This window comes from Arthrobacter sp. R-11, from assembly GCF_049913155.1.
In the GTDB taxonomy this organism is placed as follows: Bacteria; Actinomycetota; Actinomycetes; order Actinomycetales; family Micrococcaceae; genus Arthrobacter.
Genome location: NZ_CP183979.1, coordinates 2,481,983 through 2,499,646 on the forward strand (window position 1 = coordinate 2,481,983; position 17,664 = coordinate 2,499,646).

The following is a 17,664-nucleotide window of genomic DNA, read 5'->3' on the forward strand; positions in this document are numbered from 1 at the left end:
CGCCGGATTTCCAGGCCGTATTGACCAAGTACTTCAATACTAGTCCCCTGCGGCGGGGGGCTTGCACTTCGTGACCCGGCGCAGGAAAAGGTGCCTGCTGCCCCCTGTTCCGGGGGCGCGGATCCGCTCAGGCGGAGGCGCCGCCGTCGACCGCAGCCAGGGACTGGCGGCGTACGGCAGCCATGCGCTGTACGACGGTGACGGCGGTGGCGATGGCAAGGGCCACGAGGGTCACGAAAAGGACCACAGGGGGCAGTCCAAGTCCGGTGAGGCCGGTGACCAGAAGCACCGAAATCAGCCGTTCGGCGCGTTCGGCGATGCCGACGTTGGCGTGGAAACCAAGGGACTCTGCCTTCGCCCTGGCGTAGGAGACCACCATGCCCAGCACAAGGCAGGCAAGGGAGGCCAGAGCGATCGGCCGGTCGGCGCCGCCGGTGAAGAACCAGATGGAGACGCCGGCGAAGATCGCGCCGTCGGCGATGCGGTCCAGCGTGGAGTCGAGGAAGTTCCCCCAGGAACCGCTGCGGCCCTGTTGGCGCGCCATGATTCCGTCCACGACGTCGGACAGCGCGAAGACCGCGATCAGCAGGGACCCCCACCAAAGCTCACCCAGGGGGTAGAGCACCAGGGCGCCCGACACGACGCCCGCGGTGCCGACGATTGTCACGACGTCCGGGGAGACACCACGGCTGAGGAGGAAGCGGGCTATGGGCGCGAAGAATGCGGTGAAGAAACCGCGGGCGTGCCTATTGAGCATCCGTCTCCCCCGGCCAGGCGTCGGCCACCTGCTGCCTCACTTCGTCGAGGGTCTGGGTGATGGCCTTGGTCTGGGCGATGATCGGGAAGAAGTTGCCATCCCCGCCCCAGCGCGGAACCACGTGCTGATGCAGGTGGGCCGCGATTCCCGCGCCGCCCGTGACGCCCTGGTTCATGCCCAGATTGAAGCCGCTGGGGTTGGCCACTTTCCGCAGCACCCGCATCGCGGTCTGCGTCAGTTCGGCCATCTCCGATGTTTCCTCGACCGTGATGTCCGTGTAGTCAGGCACATGGCGGTAGGGACAGACCAGCAGGTGGCCGGGGTTGTACGGGAAGAGGTTGAGCACCACGAAGCAGGTCCTGCCGCGGTAGACGATGAGCGATTCCTCGTCGCTGCGGGCAGGCGCAACGCAGAAGGGGCAGTCGTCCTGGTCCTTGAACTGCTGCTGGCCGCCCCTGATGTAGGCCATGCGGTGCGGAGTCCACAGGCGCTGGAAGGCGTCGGGAACGCCTGCCAGGCCGAAGTCGTCAGTAACTTCGGCATCGCCGGGGTATTCAGGGCTCACGCCTGTGTCCTCCTGCACTGTTCTCCTGACGTGGACGCCGGTTGCCTGTCAGCTCTCGCGGTTCTTGACGGCGTCGACGATCCGGCGGACGGCTTCGGCAACCGGCACGCCGTTGTCCTGGCTGCCGTCACGGAAGCGGAACGACACCGCGCCGGCTTCGGCGTCCTCGCCGCCGGCGATCAGGACAAAGGGGATCTTGTCCTTGCTGGCGGTGCGGATCTTCTTCGGGAAGCGGTCCGAGGAAATGTCCACCTCGGCACGGATGCCTGCGGCCTTGAGCTGGTCCACGACGTCGAACATGTAGTCGTTGAACGCCTCGGCGACCGGGATGCCGACCACCTGGACCGGCGCGAGCCACGCCGGGAAGGCCCCGGCGTAGTGCTCGGTGAGCACGCCCATGAAGCGCTCCACCGAACCGAAGAGCGCGCGGTGGATCATGACCGGACGCTGGCGGGTGCCGTCGGCGGCCTGGTACTCGAGTTCGAAACGCTCGGGGAGGTTGAAGTCCAGCTGGATGGTGGACATCTGCCAGGTCCGGCCCAGCGCGTCCTTCGCCTGCACGGAGATCTTCGGACCGTAGAACGCCGCTCCGCCCGGATCCGGAACCAGTTCCAGCCCGGAGGCCTCGGCGACCTCGGCAAGGGTGCGGGTTGCCTCTTCCCAGACGGCGTCGTCGCCGACGAACTTGTCTTCGTTCTTGGTGGACAGTTCCAGGTAGAAGTCGTCCAGCCCGTAGTCCTTCAGGAGGCCCAGGACGAAGTTCAGGGTGGAGGTGAGCTCGTCCTTCATCTGCTCTTTGGTGCAGTAGATGTGGGCGTCGTCCTGTGTCATGCCGCGGACGCGGGTCAGTCCGTGCACCACGCCGGACTTCTCGTAGCGGTAGACGGAACCGAACTCGAAAAGCCGCAGCGGCAGTTCCCGGTAGGAACGTCCGCGCGAGCGGAAGATGAGGTTGTGCATGGGGCAGTTCATCGGCTTCAGGTAGTAGTCCTGGCCGGGCTTGCGGACGGTGCCGTCCTCGTTCAGCTCGGCGTCGATGTGCATCGCCGGGAACATGCCGTCGCGGTACCAGTCAAGGTGTCCGGAGACCTCGTAGAGGTGGCCCTTGGTGATGTGCGGGGTGTAGACGAACTCGTAGCCGGCGTCCACGTGGCGCTGGCGGGAGTAGTCCTCCATGGCCTTGCGGATGATGCCGCCCTTGGGGTGGAACACGGGCAGGCCGGAGCCCAGCTCGTCCGGGAAGGAGAACAGGTCCAGTTCGGCGCCGAGCTTGCGGTGGTCGCGGCGCTCGGCCTCGGCGATGCGCTCCTGGTAGGCCTTGAGGGCATCCTTGGTGGGCCAGGCGGTGCCGTAGATGCGCTGCAACTGCTGGTTGTTCTGGTTGCCCAGCCAGTAGGCGGCCGAGGAACGGGTCAATGCGAAGGCGTTGGAAATCAGCTTGGTGTTGGGCAGGTGCGGGCCGCGGCAGAGATCGCACCACACGGTGTCGCCGCTCTTGCGGTCAACGTTGTCGTAGATGGTGATGTCCCCGGCGCCGACCTCGACGTTGACGCCCTCGCCGGCGTCGGAGGCGTCGTTCTTCTTGCCGAGAAGTTCAAGCTTGTAGGGCTCGTTGGCCATCGCTTCACGGGCCTCGTCCTCGTTGACCACCCGGCGCACGAACTTCTGGTTCTGGTTGATGATCTTCTGCATCATCTTTTCGAGGGTGCGCAGGTCCTCCGGGGTGAAGGCTTCGGCAACGTCGAAGTCGAAGTAGAAGCCGTCGGTGATGTACGGGCCGATGCCGAGCTTCGCATCTGGGCGCAACTGCTGCACGGCCTGCGCCATGACATGGGCGGTGGAGTGCCGGAGGACGTTGAGTCCGTCCGGGGAATCTATGGTGACGCCTTCGATGTCGGCGCCTTCGGGCAGCACCTGGTCGAGGTCCTTGAGTTCACCGTTCACCCGGGCGACGACGACGTCGCGCCGTTCGAAGAAGAGTTCCGCCCCGGTAGTCCCCTCCGTCACCTTGGTCTCTTCGCCATCGACGATGAGGGTGATCTGCTGGGCATCTGACACGGGGGTCTCCTATTCATTGTTGAGGCTTCATAGCTTGTGGCGTACGGGGACCACAGCCAGCCACCGTCCATCGTATCGGTTCGGCCGGAGGGCTCCAAAGCTGCCGCGCGGGCCCCTGCCGCTGGGTCGGACGGCCTGGCCGAAAGCAGGTCCAGGACCCTTTTAGGGGTGGACGGCAGGGAAGCCGCGGAGCAGGATTGAGCCATGAGTACCCACGACGCACTCCTGAAGCAGGCAAGCATCACGGCAACGGAGGCCACCTTGGTGGCCCGCTTTGAGATCGATGGCAGTATTCCCGCTTCGGGCGCCTACGTGGTGGGCCTCGTGGCAGCCAGCCCGGACTATTCCTCGCAACGCAGGCTCGGCATCGAGTTCATGGACGGAGAAGCGATCGCCTTTTTCGCTTTCAACCATGACCAGGGCACCGAGGAAAACTATGACCTCAAACAAATCCAGCATTCCGGAAGCACCATCACCGCCAACTTCCCGCGTTCGGCCATCAACGGCCTGGGCGAAGGCCACGTGATTACTGCCTTCAGCGAGGCGGACGGACGGGAGTTCCAATCCGGCGTTCCTGTCACGGAAAGCCTCTGAATCGCGACGCCTGCTGCACCGGTCGTCATGTGACGTCCGGCGCCCGCCGTTGCGCGGAGGAATAGCCTGTCCCGGGGTACCGTTGATCCGAGTAATTCATAACAAACGGCGACAGGAGCACTCAGTGGACTTCACCCCCGATTCCGGCACCATCACCATGTTCTCGACCACTTGGTGCGGCTACTGCAAGCGGCTGAAGAAGCAGCTGGACGTGCAGGGCATCGGCTACACCGAGATCAACATCGAAGAGGTCGACGGCACTGCCGAACTCGTGGAGAAGATCAACGGCGGCAACCGCACCGTTCCCACGGTCCTGTTCCCGGACGGATCCGCTGCCACCAACCCCTCCGCCGCGGAGATCGTCGAGCGCCTCGCGGCCTAGCGTCGGGCCGCCCCAGGCGGGTCCCGCCGTCCGGCACTGGCCGGGGCGGCAGCCGCTTCCAGCCGGATGATCACGGATTTCGACGCCGGCGTGTTGCTTCCCTCGGCGGTCGAGTCCAGCGGCACCAGGACATTCGCCTCGGGGTAGTAAGCGGTGGCACATCCGCGCGCGCTGGGGTACGCAATCAGGCGCAGTTGGCGTAGGACCCTGTCGACGCCGTCGGCCGCTTCGCTGTGGACGTCAACGTAACCGCCGTCGGCCAAACCAAGATCCGCGAGGTCCTGCGGGTGGACGAAGAGCACCATCCGCCCTTTCTTCACGCCCCGGTACCTATCGTTCATGCTGTACGTCGTGGTGTTGAACTGGTCATGGGAGCGTACGGTCTGCAAGAGCAGGTGCCCGGCCGGCAGGTGGATCGTCTCGAGCTCGTTCACGGTGAACATGGCTTTGCCGCTCGCAGTGGGAAACGTCCGGGAATCCCTCGGCCCGTGCGGCAGGACAAAGCCATCGCGGGTCCGGGCCCTGGCGTTGAAGTCTTCGAATCCCGGTACGACATGCGAAATATGTTCGCGGATGCGGTCGTAGTTTGCGGTGAAGCCCTCCCAGTCCACGGAAACCTTGCCGCCAAGCACGGCCCGCGCCAGCGCGCAGATGATCGCTACTTCGGACTTGGCGTCGGCGGGGACCGGCTCCAGATTCCCTTCCGAACGGTGCACTGCGCAGACCGTGTCCTCCACCGTGACGAATTGAGCCCCGGAAGCCTGCATGTCGATCTCGGTGCGGCCGAGCGTTGGAAGGATGAGCGCCTGCGCGCCGGTCACTGCATGTGAACGGTTGAGTTTGGTCGAGATCTGCACGGAGAGCCGTGTCCTGCGCATCGCGGACTCCGCGGATTCGGTGTCGGAGATGGCGTGCACCAGGTTCCCGCCCAGCGCTATGAGCACCTTGATCCTGCCGTCCCGCATTCCCCTGATGCTGTCCACGGCATCGAGGCCGTCCGTCCGGGGCGGATCGAAAGCGAACTCCCGTTGCAGCGCGTCAAGGAACCACGGCGGCATCTTCTCCCAGATGCCCATTGTCCGGTCGCCCTGGACGTTACTGTGCCCCCGGATGGGCGATGGCCCCGCCCCTGCCTTGCCGATGTTTCCACGGAGCAACAGCAGGTTGATGATCTCCTTGATCGTGGCCACGGCCTTGCGGTGCTGGGTCAGCCCCATGGCCCACGTGACGATGACGCGCCGGGCGTCCAGATACCTCTGCGCGAGTTCATCGATCTCGCCGGCGCTGAGGCCGGTTGCGGCCAGCACCTCCCGCTCATCGAGGTTTTCCACGTGCGCCCGGAATCCTTCCAGGCCTTGGCAGTGCTTCCCGATGAAATCATGATCCAGGACAGTTCCGGGTGCGGCCTTTTCGGCGTCGAGGACCCGCTTGGACAGCGCCTGCAGCAGGGCCATGTCGCCGGCCAGGCGGATCTGCAGGAACTGATCGGCGAGGTCCGTCCCGCGGCCCACCAGCCCGCGTACGCTCTGCGGATTCCTGAAGTTGATCAGTCCGGCCTCCGGAAGGGGATTGACGGCGACGATTGAAGCACCGGCCTGCTTGGCTTCCTCCAATGCGGTGAGCATCCGGGGGTGGCAGGTTCCAGGGTTCTGTCCCATCACGATGATCAGCTCGGATTTTGCGAAGTCGGCGTAGCTGACCGCGGATTTGCCGATCCCGATGGTCTCCGTCATCGCCAGGCCGGACGATTCGTGGCACATGTTGGAGCAGTCAGGCAGGTTGTTGGTGCCGAATGCGCGGGCAAAGAGCTGATAGACGAAGGCGGCCTCGTTGCTGGTGCGGCCGCTTGTGTAGAAGGCCGCTTCGTCGGGCGAATCCAGCGCGTTGAGCTCCCGGGCGATGATCCGGAATGCCTCATCCCACGCCATCGGACGGTAGTGGTCCGATCCCTCCGGCTTGTAGACGGGCTCTGTCAGCCGGCCCTGTTGTCCGAGCCAGTACTCCGTGCGCGAGGCGAGGGACCCGACGTCGTTCGCCTCCCAGAAGGCCGAGGGGACGGTGAGCATCCCCGCTTCCCAGCCGATTGCCTTGGCGCCGTTCTCGCAGAATTCGGCTGCCTTGCGCCGGGCAGGGTCCGGCCAGGCGCAGCCCATGCAGTCGTAGCCGTCTTTCTGGTTGACGGCCCGAAGTGACTTCCAGGCCCGGCCAGCCCCCATTTCGCCAAAGGCGCGCGGAATCGTCTCGGCGAGGCTTGGCAGCCCGGCCGCTGAGCGTTCGGGCTTGCCGACTGCGAGCCGCGCGTCGGAGTCCTGGACTTCGGGTGCTTTCCGTTTCACGAAGCACCACCTCCCTTGGCGTCACCAAGCCTAGTCCTGGTGAATCTGCCCGACAACGATGGCGGGCGCCTCAGCCCAGCAGCGTCCGGAAGTCGCCGTCGTGCAGTTCCGCGTGCTCCGCGTACGCCTTGATGACGGCTTCCTCGACGGCGGCCACATCCACCCCGGGCAGGAGATCGTCCGCGGCGCCCGCCGTGGCCGGATCCCAGTCGAGGCCGAGCGCCTCGTAGCTCGCCGTCAGCACTTCCCGGATCGACGTGGAGTCCTGCACCACCACCACCGAGCTGAACAGCCATGCGCCGGAGACCACGCGCTGCGCTGTGCCGATCAGCTTGACCCGGTGGGCAGGAAACTCGGGGTCCACGCCGTGCACGCTGAACTCGCCGGGGCAGTACTCCCCCGGGATTTCGCCGACGGCGGCATGGACCCCCACGCTGCGCAGCGCACTTGCCAGCATCTCCCCGAAGTACCCGAAGCGCGCCTTGGCCCCGGCGATCGCGTCATGGTGCGGTTCCACATGGTCCACCACGAGGGTTCCCCGATGGTACGCCGCAGCCCGGCCGCCTGCCTTACGCACCAGGGGCTCGAAGCCGAGCGCACGGCAGGCCTGTGCGGCGGCATCGAAGCCCGGCAGTTTGGCGTCACGCTGCCCGAAGGCGACGGTCGGCTCCGGGCGGTACAGCCTGAGGGTCGGCTCCAGCTCCCCGCGGCGGGCACGGTTCAGAAGCTCAATGCCGAAATCGAGGTCTTCGGCTGCCCCCAGAGATTCACCCTGCCGCATCACGGTCAGGGTTCCGGCGCGGCCGGTAACTGGCGCGGTCATCAGCTGCGCCTCAGGGTGAGGATCTGTTCGGCCCTGCCGAAGGGGCCGTCGAGGTCATGCAGCACTGTGGACGTCAGGCCGATCCCGTCAGCGCCGAAGGAAACCTTGTTGTCCAGCCCGAGCCAGCCACCGGCGGGTTCCCGGTACATGTGGATCTGCAGGTCCAGGTTGGGAAACAGGTAGCTGTTCTTGCCGGGCGAAACCCGCGCGGCAATCCCGTTGGCCGTGTCCACGAGGCCGATGAGGCGCGCGACGTCACGGCTGTCCCCGACGTCCGTCAGCGGCAGGTCCGTGTGGATCCAGACCTTGCCGGAGCCTGCACGGTGGCCTTCCGCGATGCGCATCTCCAGGGAGCGGATGTACCCGCCCGGCCACACGCTGGCACCGTCCCAGGGCTTGCATTCGTCCGGCGGGGGCATGGTTTCATCTTCGATGGCCGCCACGGCGCTGGTGTCGCTGGTGGCCATCCGCCAGGCGGTGGCCCGGATCGCGGTCCGACCCCCGGCGGTTAGCTCGGCCTGGATCAGCTCGATGGTGCGGCCTGCGCGCAGGGTGGTGCTCGCGATCGTGAATTCCCCGCCGGGAATCAGGCCCAGGATCTCGTAGCTGATCCGGGCGATGCGCATGTCGTCGCGGGGCTCGTGGCGGAGCAGGGCCTCGGCGAGGATTCCCGAGGCGGGCGCCATGTGCTGTTCCTGGGGGTTCCAGGCCCCCTGGACGTGGATCGTTGAACGGTAGCGGCCGCCGCCAAGGCTCTTGTAGTAGAAGTTGCCTTCCGCGAGTTCAGGAAGCTCAGTGCTCACGCATGCCCTTTCAGCGCCCGGTCGCCGGACCCTCGTCGTTGCTCGAACTCAGACCACTGTATCCCCTGCGGCGGGGCCATCGGCCGCCCGTGCGGCACCGCGCCGCCGCCGCACAAGAAGGAACACCGCCACAGCCGCGGCGAGGGCCAGCAGGAGCATTCCGGTAAGGGGCGAAGCGGCCGCGAGGGCCAGCCAGGCGTCTATCGCCGCGAACCCGATCGTCGCGTAGAGCAGGGCCCAGGCCGCGGAGCCGACGACGGCGGCGGGAAGGTAGCGACGCAAGGGCATCACGGCGGCGCCCGCGGCGAAGTTGATGGCTGTCTGGACACCTACCGTGAGGAACGACAGTATGACGGCGAACGGTCCCCAGCGCTGGATCAGCGCCTGGGCTTTGGCTGCCTTGCCCGTGTGGAAACGGGCGGCGAAGCGGCTCCGTTCAACGCCGGCCGCTGCTCCCCTGCCCAGCCAGTAGGTGACGTTGACCCGAATCATCACGATGCCGAACAGGATGGCAAGCGCCGCACCGAAAGGCAGTTTCAGAATGTCATCCATCGTCCGGCCTCCCAGCCAATCAAGCGCGCCAATTCGTAGCCCGGATCCCCGTTGACCGCTCCATTGACCGGACCTAACCTGAGGTGTCAGGACAAAGGAGTCACCATGAAACGCCTTGCTGCCATCCTGGCAGCCTTCGCTTTGCTTCCTCTGACTGCTCCCCCGGCCGGGGCCCAGCCCAACATCTACCACACCATCTATTCCAGCCACGGTTCAGCGAACGTGGATCAGACAAACGGCTGTGAGCGGGTGGAAATCTTTCTCTCCTCCAGTGTCTCAGCTTTTGCAAGCCAGCCCGGACCAGTCAACAAGCAGGGCCTCACCGGAGTCTTCGTGCGGGTCACGGACGCATGCGCCGTCCTTGCTGCAGCCGCGGCTCCGGGCGGTTCCGTGCTATTCCAGGCGGACGGACAGAACCTGGCACCGCTGAGCATCGACCCCCGACTGGAATCGGCGTCCATCGCCACAGAGGTGCCCGGCACTGACGGGGCCGGCAACCCGGTGACGATCCGCGTCGAGGCCACCTGGACCGGCGTCGGGCCCCTCGAGCACAGCACGGTGAACAGCCATGAGCAGTTCCCCGGCATCGGCAACGTGAGCGCAACCGACAACAACCTTCGCAGGGCCGCTGTGGCGACGGTGAGCGTTGAGGTGGGACCGTATTCGGTATCCGGCACGGACCCTAACGCCCTATTGGAGCAGGTGAAGTCACGTTGCGTGGAGGTGGCCCGGCCCGGCGTGGAAGAATTCTTCCCCTGCTTCGGATTCCCGGGTTAACCCGCGGAAAGCTGCTAACTTTGGCGCAGGGACAATTCGCCGCCGCAAGTCCAAGGAGGTTCTCTTCTGATCCGCGTAATCAGCTACAACCTCCGCAAGCACAGGGCAAGCAACGAGCTGAACCAGCTTGCCCGCGAGTTCGATCTCGACGCGCTATGCCTGCAGGAGTGCGATGCCACCGACCTTCCTGTGGCCTTGGGTCCATTGCGCCTGGCTGATTCCACCAAGGGAAACCGCCTGGGCCTGGCCATCTACTACCGTGCCGAACGCTTCAGCCCGGTGGAGAGCAGATCCTTCGCGCTGCAGAAATCCATTCACGACCGGGTCCTGGCGCCCGCGCATGAAAGGCTCCTGGGCAGCAGGATGACCGACCACAGCACCGGGCACGAACTGGTGATCGGATCCTTCCACGCCGCTCCCCTGACGGCATCGAACTCGCTGCGCCGCAAGCAGATCCACGCAGCCCACTCGGAGCTGATGGCCATGGGCGAGGACCTCATGACCCTTATGGTCGGCGACTTCAACTACCCGTTCTTCACGGAGAAACTGCACGCGCACGTCAAGAACTCCGGCTATTCGGTGTCCCTGAGCGACCGCAAGACCTACCTGAGGTACAAGGTCTTCCGCGGCCACTTCGACTTCGCCACGTCCGTTGGACTGGACATCAGCAAGGTCGAGACCTTACCGCAGGGCAGGTCGGACCACCTGCCGATCATGGTCACCGCAGGATACGGGCGGGAACCTGCCGTCCTCGCCGGCTAGCTGGTCTTGCGCTCGACGGCGAAATCGCCGCCGGGATAGAGAATCGTTTCATGCCCGTCATCGAAGCGCACGAAATAGGGCGGAGCCCCGTTCTCGCCTTTCACTTCGAGAATTTCCCCGTGACGGTCGGTCGATCCTACGGTCCTGCCCCGGATGATGATCCGGTCTCCCTGCGAAGCCTCCACGGCAACCACCTCCGTACATCAGCGTAGGAGCCTCCGGGCGCCGAGGGAATGGGATCGGGCGTGCGGAAACCTGAAGCCCGCTTGCGGGGGCAATGAATGTCGTGGGTGCGCGCTAGTTTCCGGATGAACCCGTTTCCCGGAAGGAATCGCACGTATGTCCGAAACAGCGCACTTCGAAGCCACCCCTGCCGTGTCAGGCATGCCCGACTGGTACCCGGAGCTCCTCGCTTCGGTTTCCCGCCAGATCCGTGCCGGCCGGTCACGGGCCATTTCCGCCGCCAACCGGGAAATGCTGCTGGCCTACTGGAGCATCGGCAAGGAACTGTCCGCCCGGGAATCCGCAGAGGGATGGGGCAGCAAGGTCGTCACCCGGCTCTCGGCCGATGTGCGCTCGGCATTCCCCGAAGCCAAGGGCTTCTCGCCCCGCAACCTGCGCTACATGAAGTCCTTCGCCCAGGCGTGGCCCGACTTTCCGATGTTGCAACAGCCTGTTGCAACATTGCCGTGGGGGCACAACGTCGTCCTGCTCGACAAACTGGACCAGGAGGAGAACCGTCTCTGGTACGCGGAACGGGCTTTGGCCGAGGGCTGGTCCCGCAGCGTCCTGGCATTGCAGATCGACAGCAAGGCCCACGCTCGCTCAGGCAAGGCCGTCACCAACTTCAAGGACACCTTGCCCCCGCCCGGTTCGGATCTTGCCGTGCAGGCCTTCAAGGACCCTTATGTCTTCGACTTTGTGGCGATGACCGGAAAACGCGATGAGCGGGACCTTGAACACCAGTTGGTTGTGCACGTTGAGAAGTTCCTGCTCGAGCTCGGCCGCGGCTTCGCCTTCGTCGGCCGCCAGGTACGGCTCACGGTCGACGGCGACGAGTTCTACGCCGACCTGCTCTTCTACACTTCAGGCTGCGCTGCTTCGTGGTCGTTGAACTCAAGGCCAGCGCGTTCAAGCCCGAATACCTGGGACAAATCAACCTGTACATGTCCGCCGTCGATGATCTGCTCGGCCATCCCGACGACCAGCCGACTATTGGCTTGCTGCTCTGCAGGACCAAGAACAACGTGGTGGCCGAATACGCCCTGCGGGGATTCAGCAAACCAATCGGGGTCGCGGAATGGGAGGCCGAAATCGTGGCCTCCCTCCCGGAAGAGTTCGCCTCCACGCTGCCCAGCATCACATTGCTGGAATCCGAACTCCGCCGGCAGGGCCCTGAATAGACGCCGACCAACGGTGGTAGGTAGACTGGTCTACCTACCACCTGAAAGGCGAACGCATGCCAGGCGCGAAGCAGGATCCTCCAACAAGCACTCAGCCCCGCAAGCGGGCGCGTGACGCCCTGCTGCAGGCGGCCGCCCGGCTCTTCTATGCTGATGGCCTGGCCGGCACAGGCATCGACACGATCACGGCCGAAGCCGGCGTGGCCAAGAAGAGCCTGTACAACAACTTCGCATCCAAATCCGAATTGGTGGGCGCCTACCTGGAAGCCCGGCACGCCGAATGGTTGGAGCTCTACCGGGCCAGACTCGACGGCGCAGCCAACGCCAAGGAACGGATCCTGGCGGTCTTCGATGCCTACGCGGATCACGCAGACATGGCCTACGAGCACGGCTTCCGCGGCTGCGGGCTTCTCAACGCCGCCGCCGAACTGCCGGCGGGCGATCCCGGGCGGGTAGCCGTCCGCCGACACAAAGAAGAGGTGGAGGCCTTGCTTTCGGAGCACCTCGCTGAGCTCCTCGACGACGCCGGACGCATCACCCCGATGGCCCGGCACTTGGCCTTCCTGCTGGAAGGGGCGATGGCCCGGGCGGGGCTCGAAGGCAGTGACCGCTGCATCCAGGAGGCGCGCAAGCTCGCCGCGGACATGATCGGCTCCTTGTGAGTGCCCCGGCTTTGGCGGGACGGGGATGGGGCGCCCTGGCGATCCTGCTCGCGTCCGCACTGTGGGGCACCACCGGGACAGCGGCCAGTTTTGCCCCCGAGGTCGGTTCCTTTGCAATCGGAGCAGCCGCAATGGGCATCGGCGGCTTGCTCCAAGCGGCGGTCGCTTCCCGGGCCATTGCCGCCTTCCGCTCCGCCCTCGGCCGGCGCTGGCCAGTTGTCGCCATCGGCGCCTTTGCAGTCGCGGTCTACCCGCTGGCCTTCTATTCGTCGATGCGGTTGGCCGGTGTGGCAATCGGAACCGTGGTTTCACTGGGTTCGGCTCCCCTCGCATCCGCCCTCATCGAACGGGTCATGGACAGGAGCCCGTTCACTACCCGCTGGGCCCTCGGCGCGGCACTCGGCCTGGGCGGCGCCTTACTGCTGTGCCTCACGGGACCGGTCCACTCCGGCTCCGGCCGGGAGACGCCCGGCTGGGCCACAAGCCTAGGTATTGGCCTCGGGCTGATCGCGGGGCTCAGCTACGCCGTCTACTCCTGGGCGGCCCATCGCCTGATCGAACGGGGGATCCCATCGACGGCGGCCATGGGTGCGGTCTTCGGCGCGGGAGGCCTGCTGCTGATGCCCGTACTCGTCGTCAGCGGAGCTCCGCTGCTGGCGTCCTGGCAGAACCTGGCGGTGGGCGCCTACATGGCCGCAGTACCCATGTTCACCGGCTATGTCCTGTTCGGCTGGGGACTTGCCCGGGTCGGCGCCGGCACCGCCACCACCCTCACGTTGTCCGAGATCGTGGTGGCCGCCGTCCTGGCGGTACTGGTGGTTGGCGAGCAGCTTCCGGCACTGGCCTGGACCGGGGCCGCGCTCATCACGGGCAGTCTCTTCATCCTGGCGCTTCCCGCTCCAGTCCGGCGCCGGCGGCGCTTCGAAAGTCAAGCAGCCGACGGCGGGAAGCAGCTCCCGGCACCGGCGACCCATGACTGAACTGCGGTTCCGCCCGGAGCCGCGTTCGGCCGTCGGGCGTTTCACCGTCCGGCAGGCGGGCGTACCCTGAAGCTATCGCGCGGTTCGGAGAAAATATGCATTCACGCCTATCACGCATGATCCGAAAACACAGGCGGACCTGGCTGCCCGCCGCCGTCGCCGGGGCCGCCTTCCTGCTCGCGGCAATGGCTTGGCGCAGTCTCCGCATGCCCGAGCCCCGGCCCCGCCGGGAACCTCCCGAAGAGACCGGCCCGGAACGCCCTGAAGGAAACAGCAGGCTTCCGCTCATTTAGTAAGCATGCTTATAATCTGTCTTGGGTGCAAAAAGCACCAATCGCTGAAAGAGACCATTGGAGAACCCCCATGGGACTGGACGACAAGATCAGGAATGCCGCCGAAGAGGCAGCCGGCAAGGTCAAGGAAAAGACCGGTGAGGCTACGGACAACGAACAGCTCGAAGCTGAAGGCAAGGCCGACCAGATGAAGGCGAACGTGAAACAGGCCGGGGAAAAGGTCAAGGACGCCGCGAAGGACGCAACGGACGCGTTCAAGCAGGACTGAAATTCACGCAGGACTGAGATTCACGCAGGACTGAAAACAGCACCCCGCCTTATCGGGAACGCAGTATCCCCTTCCCCATCCGAAAGGAAGCACCAGTCATGAACACACTGTTGGTGATCGCGGGCATCATCGCGATCGTTTTGTTGCTCGTTGGAGGGATCAATCAGGCCCTCAGTTTCCTTCTGTGGGTCGGCCTGATCCTGCTGGTCCTTACCGTGCTCGGCTGGATCCTTGGCCGGTCCAGGGGCAGCCGGGTGCCGTAGCGAGGCACGCATGCGGACGTTCCGCGGCATCCTCGGGATCCTGGTCATTCTGTGGCTGGTCTCGGGGATCGTCGCGGCAGCCCAACGGGGTTACTTCAGGGAACCACCGGAACGCTGCTCACAAGCGGCGACCATTGCAGTGGTCATAGCGGCCGGCCCCCTGAACTACCTCGGCGTGAATCCCCGGGTGGGGTGCGAACTTCCGCAACCCTCGCCCTGACCCGCATGATCCGTTCCCGGGAAGCTGAGGAACGAACGTGAATTCCCCTACCCAACCCGAGCCGGCTCTACCCGGCTCGACGCCAGGACGGCCAGGCGGACGGTTTGCGTCCGCCGCCGTCCTGCTCTTCGCCTTGAGCCAAAGTGTCAGCGGCTGTTCGGCACCCCTGGACCAAGCGGCGGCCGGCGCCGTCAACCAGGGCTCATCGGCCGTCGGCACCAGTGCCCTCTCGCTCGACCTACTCGCGCGCGAGCGAGCCGGAAAAGCGGCTGTCGGGACGAGCCTGGAAGACATGGCAGGCGAGCTGGAGGACGCCCGGAAGAAGCTTCAGGACAACATGCCGGCCACCCCCGATGAGCGTACGCTGCACGGCGAGGTACGCCGCGCACTTGAGCGCGCCGAGGGTGCCTTGGGCCTGGCCCGGCAGGCGCTGGAGGCAAAGGACTCCCCCGGCGGCGACGGGAACACGCCCGCCTTGCAAGGTGCGCGGAGCGCGTTGGCAGCTTCGGCGAAGGAACTCGATGCCCTCCGTCAACGCCTGGGGACCGGACGGTGAAACGGCTCCTGGGCGTCGCCCTCGGTATCCTGACCGCGATCGGCGGATTCGTCGACATCGGCGACCTGGTGACGAACGCCGTCGTCGGATCCCGCTTCGGCTTGTCACTGATCTGGGTCGTGGGCGTCGGAGTGGTGGGCATTTGCCTGTTCGCGGATATGTCCGGCCGGGTCGCCGCCGTCTCCGGGAGGGCAACCTTCGAGGTAATCCGCGAACGGCTGGGGCCGCGGGCCGGCCTCGCCAATCTCGGTGCCTCTTTCTTCATCAACCTCATGACCGTGACGGCCGAAATCGGCGGTGTCGCCCTGGCCCTGCAGCTGGTCACGAGCATCCACCATCTGCTTTGGATTCCGCTGGCAGCCTTCGCGGTATGGCTGGTGATCTGGCGGGTCCGCTTCAAGATCATGGAAAATGTCGCCGGATTGCTCGGACTTTGCCTGGTGGTCTTCGGAGTCGCCCTGTTCCTGCTGCATCCGGACTGGGGACAGCTGGCCGGCCAGGCGCTGGCCCCCGCGGTCCCGCAGACGGAAAACGCCGCCGTCTACTGGTTCTATGCGGTCGGCTTGTTCGGCGCGGCGATGACGCCGTACGAGGTGTTCTTCTTCTCCTCCGGGGCCGTTGAGGAGGGGTGGAAGGCCAAGGACCTCGTCCAGTCACGGATCAATGTGCTGGCTGGCTTCCCCCTCGGCGGTTTGCTCTCGGTCGCGATTGCCGGCTGCGCCGCCGTCGTCCTGCTGCCGGCGGGCATCGAGGTGACGTCGCTGTCGCAGATCGTTCTCCCGGTGGCCGAGGCAGGCGGAAAACTCGCTTTGGCGTTCGCTCTCGTGGGCATCCTCGCGGCGACCTTTGGCGCCGCGCTGGAAACCACCCTGTCCAGCGGCTACACGCTCGCCCAGTTCTTTGGCTGGTCGTGGGGAAAGTTCCGCAGCCCGGTGCGCGCCGCCCGCTTCCATCTGTCGATGATTGTTTGCCTGCTGGTGGCGCTAGGGGTGCTGGCTACCGGAGCGGATCCGATCCTGATCACCGAATACTCGGTGGTCTTCTCCGCAGTCGCCCTCCCCCTGACCTACCTGCCGATCCTGATCGTCGCCAATGACCCGCAATACATGGGCCCGAACGTCAACAGCCGCGGCATCAACGTGGCAGCCAACATCTACCTGCTGATCATCCTCGCAGCATCCCTCGGAGCGATCCCCCTCATGATCATCACCGGAGCCGGAGCATGAAAAGACCGCAGAACACTCCTGCCCGCCTCGAGCCCGCACCGCACACGGCAGGCCGCGTCCTTGACGCCCAGCTCCACCTGCTGGACCGGCAAGTGATCGACGTCGAGGGCCTCCCCGTCACGACCGTCGACGACCTCGAGTTGGACGGAGTCGAGGCGGACGCCCCCATTGCCCCGGACGCCCCGGCGCCGGTGATTTCAGCTCTCCTGACCGGGCCGGTACTCGGCACGCGGATCTTCGGCGGACGGCCGCCGTCGAGCCGGCTGATCCGACTGCCGTGGCGGGACGTGTCCGCTGTGGATGTCACTATCAGGCTGGGCGTGCGCAGCGAAGGCCTCGACGCAAGCTGGGTGGAGCGCTGGATCCGGGACAAGATCATCAAGCGGATACCCGGAGGAAAGCATGATCCTGACTGATGTCCTTGGCTCACGTGTGTACGCCCCCGCAGGGACCTACCTGGGGCGCGTGGCGGACGCGCGGTTCGTCCTGGACCAGCCGCCGCCCGGGCAGTTGCTGGCCGGGGCCCGCCTGCAGGGCCTGATCGTTAGCCCGCATTCAGCAGGGTCGTTCATGGGCTACGAGCGCAACAACGTCAACCGGCCCTGGCCCCTGGCCCAGATTCTGGAGTGGTGGCACCGGGGATCGTTCCTTGTCCTCTGGGAGGACATCGAGGTGATGGGACCGGAGACAGTCAGGCTGCGCGAAGAGTTCAGCGCCTACGATCCCGGGCTGCAAGGAACCGGCACGGCATAGCCGCACCGGCTCCCCGTCTTAGCGAGCACCGCTACCCGTCGGGCGGCGTCCTACTCGTCAGGCGGCCGGACCGCGAGATCGGGATCATCGCCCGCCGGTCCGCCGTCCTCCGGGTACTCACCTGCGGTGTAGTCGTTCTCGCCGCGCCCGGATTCCCCTTCTTCGGCGGCGACAGCACCGCCCTCGCCGTAGTCGCCTTCTGTGTAGCGGCCCCGTTCCTCATCTTCCGGCGGCAGTTCCCGCCGGTCTTCAGGCCGTGCTTCTTCAGACATGGCTTCGCCGCCCGGCGATCAGTCCGTAGATCAACAGCACGATCACGGAGCCGCCGATCGCCAGCAGCCAGGTCCGCCAAGAGAAGAATTCCTGCAGGCCGCCGCCGAAGATGAGTCCGCCAATCCAGCCGCCCAGCAAGGCGCCGACCACGCCAAGAACCAAGGTGATGAACCAACCGCCGCCTTGCTTTCCGGGAATGAGCAGCTTGGCGATGGCACCGGCGATCAGGCCGAGCAGGAGGAATCCGAAGAATCCCATAATGTTCTCGCTTCCTTTGGGTTTGCCGTACGGTCGGTTAGCGTCCGACGGCGGCCCGCGGCTTTCGCGGGCCGGTTCAGTTGCTTCTGTGGTTTCCTTG

Annotated in this window: 24 protein-coding genes; 14 read left to right on the forward strand and 10 right to left on the reverse strand. The window is 65.6% G+C overall.

What is annotated here, in order from left to right:
- Positions 1-127: 127 nt before the first annotated feature.
- Genes pgsA through thrS form a run of 3 tightly spaced genes read right to left on the reverse strand, consistent with a single transcriptional unit; the run spans position 128 to position 3,380 of the window.
- Positions 128-757, reverse strand: coding sequence for a phosphatidylinositol phosphate synthase (gene pgsA, locus ACN9M4_RS11165; RefSeq protein ID WP_426297872.1), 630 nt, complete (start codon positions 755-757; stop codon positions 128-130).
- Positions 747-1,340, reverse strand: a complete 594-nt coding sequence (locus ACN9M4_RS11170; protein ID WP_426297874.1) for an HIT family protein — start codon at positions 1,338-1,340, stop codon at positions 747-749. Before ACN9M4_RS11170 ends, pgsA begins: the two co-directional genes overlap by 11 nt.
- 30 nt (positions 1,341-1,370) lie before the next feature.
- Positions 1,371-3,380 (reverse strand): threonine--tRNA ligase, encoded by a 2,010-nt coding sequence (thrS, locus tag ACN9M4_RS11175; RefSeq protein ID WP_426297876.1) that lies wholly within the window; start codon positions 3,378-3,380, stop codon positions 1,371-1,373.
- A gap of 204 nt (positions 3,381-3,584) precedes the next feature.
- On the opposite strand from thrS, the gene ACN9M4_RS11180 reads away from it, so the two are divergent.
- Positions 3,585-3,974 carry a hypothetical protein gene (locus ACN9M4_RS11180; protein ID WP_426297878.1) on the forward strand — a complete coding sequence of 130 codons (390 nt, stop codon included), beginning with the start codon at positions 3,585-3,587 and terminating at the stop codon, positions 3,972-3,974.
- Positions 3,975-4,098: 124 nt separating this feature from the next.
- Positions 4,099-4,356: a mycoredoxin gene (locus ACN9M4_RS11185; RefSeq protein WP_426297880.1), complete on the forward strand. Its 258-nt coding sequence runs from the start codon at positions 4,099-4,101 to the stop codon at positions 4,354-4,356.
- Here ACN9M4_RS11185 and ACN9M4_RS11190 read toward each other — a convergent pair.
- The 4 genes from ACN9M4_RS11190 to ACN9M4_RS11205 all read right to left on the reverse strand — a co-directional run bounded on the left by ACN9M4_RS11190 (position 4,353) and on the right by ACN9M4_RS11205 (position 8,870).
- Positions 4,353-6,692, reverse strand: a complete 2,340-nt coding sequence (locus ACN9M4_RS11190) for an FdhF/YdeP family oxidoreductase (RefSeq protein ID WP_426297882.1) — start codon at positions 6,690-6,692, stop codon at positions 4,353-4,355. The genes ACN9M4_RS11185 and ACN9M4_RS11190 overlap by 4 nt on opposite strands.
- Positions 6,693-6,762: 70 nt before the next feature.
- Positions 6,763-7,515: a lipoate--protein ligase family protein gene (locus ACN9M4_RS11195; protein ID WP_426297884.1), complete on the reverse strand. Its 753-nt coding sequence runs from the start codon at positions 7,513-7,515 to the stop codon at positions 6,763-6,765.
- Positions 7,515-8,318 (reverse strand): thioesterase family protein, encoded by an 804-nt coding sequence (locus tag ACN9M4_RS11200; protein ID WP_426297886.1) that lies wholly within the window; start codon positions 8,316-8,318, stop codon positions 7,515-7,517. Before ACN9M4_RS11200 ends, ACN9M4_RS11195 begins: the two co-directional genes overlap by 1 nt.
- 48 nt (positions 8,319-8,366) lie before the next feature.
- Complete coding sequence (locus tag ACN9M4_RS11205) at positions 8,367-8,870, reverse strand: DedA family protein (RefSeq protein ID WP_426297888.1); 504 nt, start codon at positions 8,868-8,870, stop codon at positions 8,367-8,369.
- Between the two features lie 105 nt (positions 8,871-8,975).
- On the opposite strand from ACN9M4_RS11205, the gene ACN9M4_RS11210 reads away from it, so the two are divergent.
- Complete coding sequence (locus tag ACN9M4_RS11210; RefSeq protein WP_426297890.1) at positions 8,976-9,647, forward strand: hypothetical protein; 672 nt, start codon at positions 8,976-8,978, stop codon at positions 9,645-9,647.
- A gap of 69 nt (positions 9,648-9,716) precedes the next feature.
- Positions 9,717-10,409, forward strand: coding sequence for an endonuclease/exonuclease/phosphatase family protein (locus ACN9M4_RS11215; RefSeq protein WP_426303453.1), 693 nt, complete (start codon positions 9,717-9,719; stop codon positions 10,407-10,409).
- Here the strand turns inward: ACN9M4_RS11215 and ACN9M4_RS11220 are convergent.
- Positions 10,406-10,594 (reverse strand): DUF1918 domain-containing protein, encoded by a 189-nt coding sequence (locus ACN9M4_RS11220; RefSeq protein WP_426297892.1) that lies wholly within the window; start codon positions 10,592-10,594, stop codon positions 10,406-10,408. The genes ACN9M4_RS11215 and ACN9M4_RS11220 overlap by 4 nt on opposite strands.
- Before the next feature lie 154 nt (positions 10,595-10,748).
- Here ACN9M4_RS11220 and ACN9M4_RS11225 point away from each other — a divergent pair, with 154 nt between their 5' ends.
- The 10 genes from ACN9M4_RS11225 to ACN9M4_RS11270 all read left to right on the forward strand — a co-directional run bounded on the left by ACN9M4_RS11225 (position 10,749) and on the right by ACN9M4_RS11270 (position 17,033).
- The gene (locus ACN9M4_RS11225) at positions 10,749-11,927 is read left to right on the forward strand and encodes a PDDEXK nuclease domain-containing protein (RefSeq protein ID WP_426297894.1); all 1,179 of its coding nucleotides are present in this window, start codon (positions 10,749-10,751) and stop codon (positions 11,925-11,927) included.
- Entirely contained in the window at positions 11,869-12,474 is a 606-nt protein-coding gene (locus tag ACN9M4_RS11230; protein WP_426297896.1) for a TetR/AcrR family transcriptional regulator, read from the forward strand. Before ACN9M4_RS11225 ends, ACN9M4_RS11230 begins: the two co-directional genes overlap by 59 nt.
- Complete coding sequence (locus ACN9M4_RS11235; RefSeq protein WP_426297898.1) at positions 12,471-13,454, forward strand: DMT family transporter; 984 nt, start codon at positions 12,471-12,473, stop codon at positions 13,452-13,454. The genes ACN9M4_RS11230 and ACN9M4_RS11235 overlap by 4 nt, the downstream gene beginning before the upstream one ends.
- A 363-nt stretch (positions 13,455-13,817) precedes the next feature.
- A complete protein-coding gene (locus ACN9M4_RS11240; protein WP_426297900.1) occupies positions 13,818-14,015 on the forward strand; it encodes a CsbD family protein in 198 nt (65 codons plus the stop codon).
- Between the two features lie 98 nt (positions 14,016-14,113).
- Positions 14,114-14,278, forward strand: coding sequence for a hypothetical protein (locus ACN9M4_RS11245; protein ID WP_426297902.1), 165 nt, complete (start codon positions 14,114-14,116; stop codon positions 14,276-14,278).
- A gap of 10 nt (positions 14,279-14,288) precedes the next feature.
- Positions 14,289-14,498: a hypothetical protein gene (locus ACN9M4_RS11250; RefSeq protein ID WP_426297904.1), complete on the forward strand. Its 210-nt coding sequence runs from the start codon at positions 14,289-14,291 to the stop codon at positions 14,496-14,498.
- A gap of 133 nt (positions 14,499-14,631) precedes the next feature.
- On the forward strand, positions 14,632-15,054 hold the full coding sequence (locus tag ACN9M4_RS11255) for a hypothetical protein (protein ID WP_426297906.1): 423 nt from the start codon (positions 14,632-14,634) through the stop codon (positions 15,052-15,054).
- Positions 15,051-16,280 carry an NRAMP family divalent metal transporter gene (locus ACN9M4_RS11260; protein WP_426297908.1) on the forward strand — a complete coding sequence of 410 codons (1,230 nt, stop codon included), beginning with the start codon at positions 15,051-15,053 and terminating at the stop codon, positions 16,278-16,280. The genes ACN9M4_RS11255 and ACN9M4_RS11260 overlap by 4 nt, the downstream gene beginning before the upstream one ends.
- Positions 16,277-16,696 carry a hypothetical protein gene (locus tag ACN9M4_RS11265; RefSeq protein WP_426297910.1) on the forward strand — a complete coding sequence of 140 codons (420 nt, stop codon included), beginning with the start codon at positions 16,277-16,279 and terminating at the stop codon, positions 16,694-16,696. Before ACN9M4_RS11260 ends, ACN9M4_RS11265 begins: the two co-directional genes overlap by 4 nt.
- On the forward strand, positions 16,683-17,033 hold the full coding sequence (locus ACN9M4_RS11270) for a PRC-barrel domain-containing protein (RefSeq protein ID WP_426297912.1): 351 nt from the start codon (positions 16,683-16,685) through the stop codon (positions 17,031-17,033). The genes ACN9M4_RS11265 and ACN9M4_RS11270 overlap by 14 nt, the downstream gene beginning before the upstream one ends.
- 50 nt (positions 17,034-17,083) lie before the next feature.
- Here ACN9M4_RS11270 and ACN9M4_RS11275 read toward each other — a convergent pair whose 3' ends face one another.
- Positions 17,084-17,305 carry a hypothetical protein gene (locus tag ACN9M4_RS11275; RefSeq protein ID WP_426297914.1) on the reverse strand — a complete coding sequence of 74 codons (222 nt, stop codon included), beginning with the start codon at positions 17,303-17,305 and terminating at the stop codon, positions 17,084-17,086.
- Positions 17,298-17,564 carry a GlsB/YeaQ/YmgE family stress response membrane protein gene (locus ACN9M4_RS11280; RefSeq protein ID WP_426297916.1) on the reverse strand — a complete coding sequence of 89 codons (267 nt, stop codon included), beginning with the start codon at positions 17,562-17,564 and terminating at the stop codon, positions 17,298-17,300. The genes ACN9M4_RS11275 and ACN9M4_RS11280 overlap by 8 nt, the downstream gene beginning before the upstream one ends.
- Positions 17,565-17,664 lie beyond the last annotated feature (100 nt).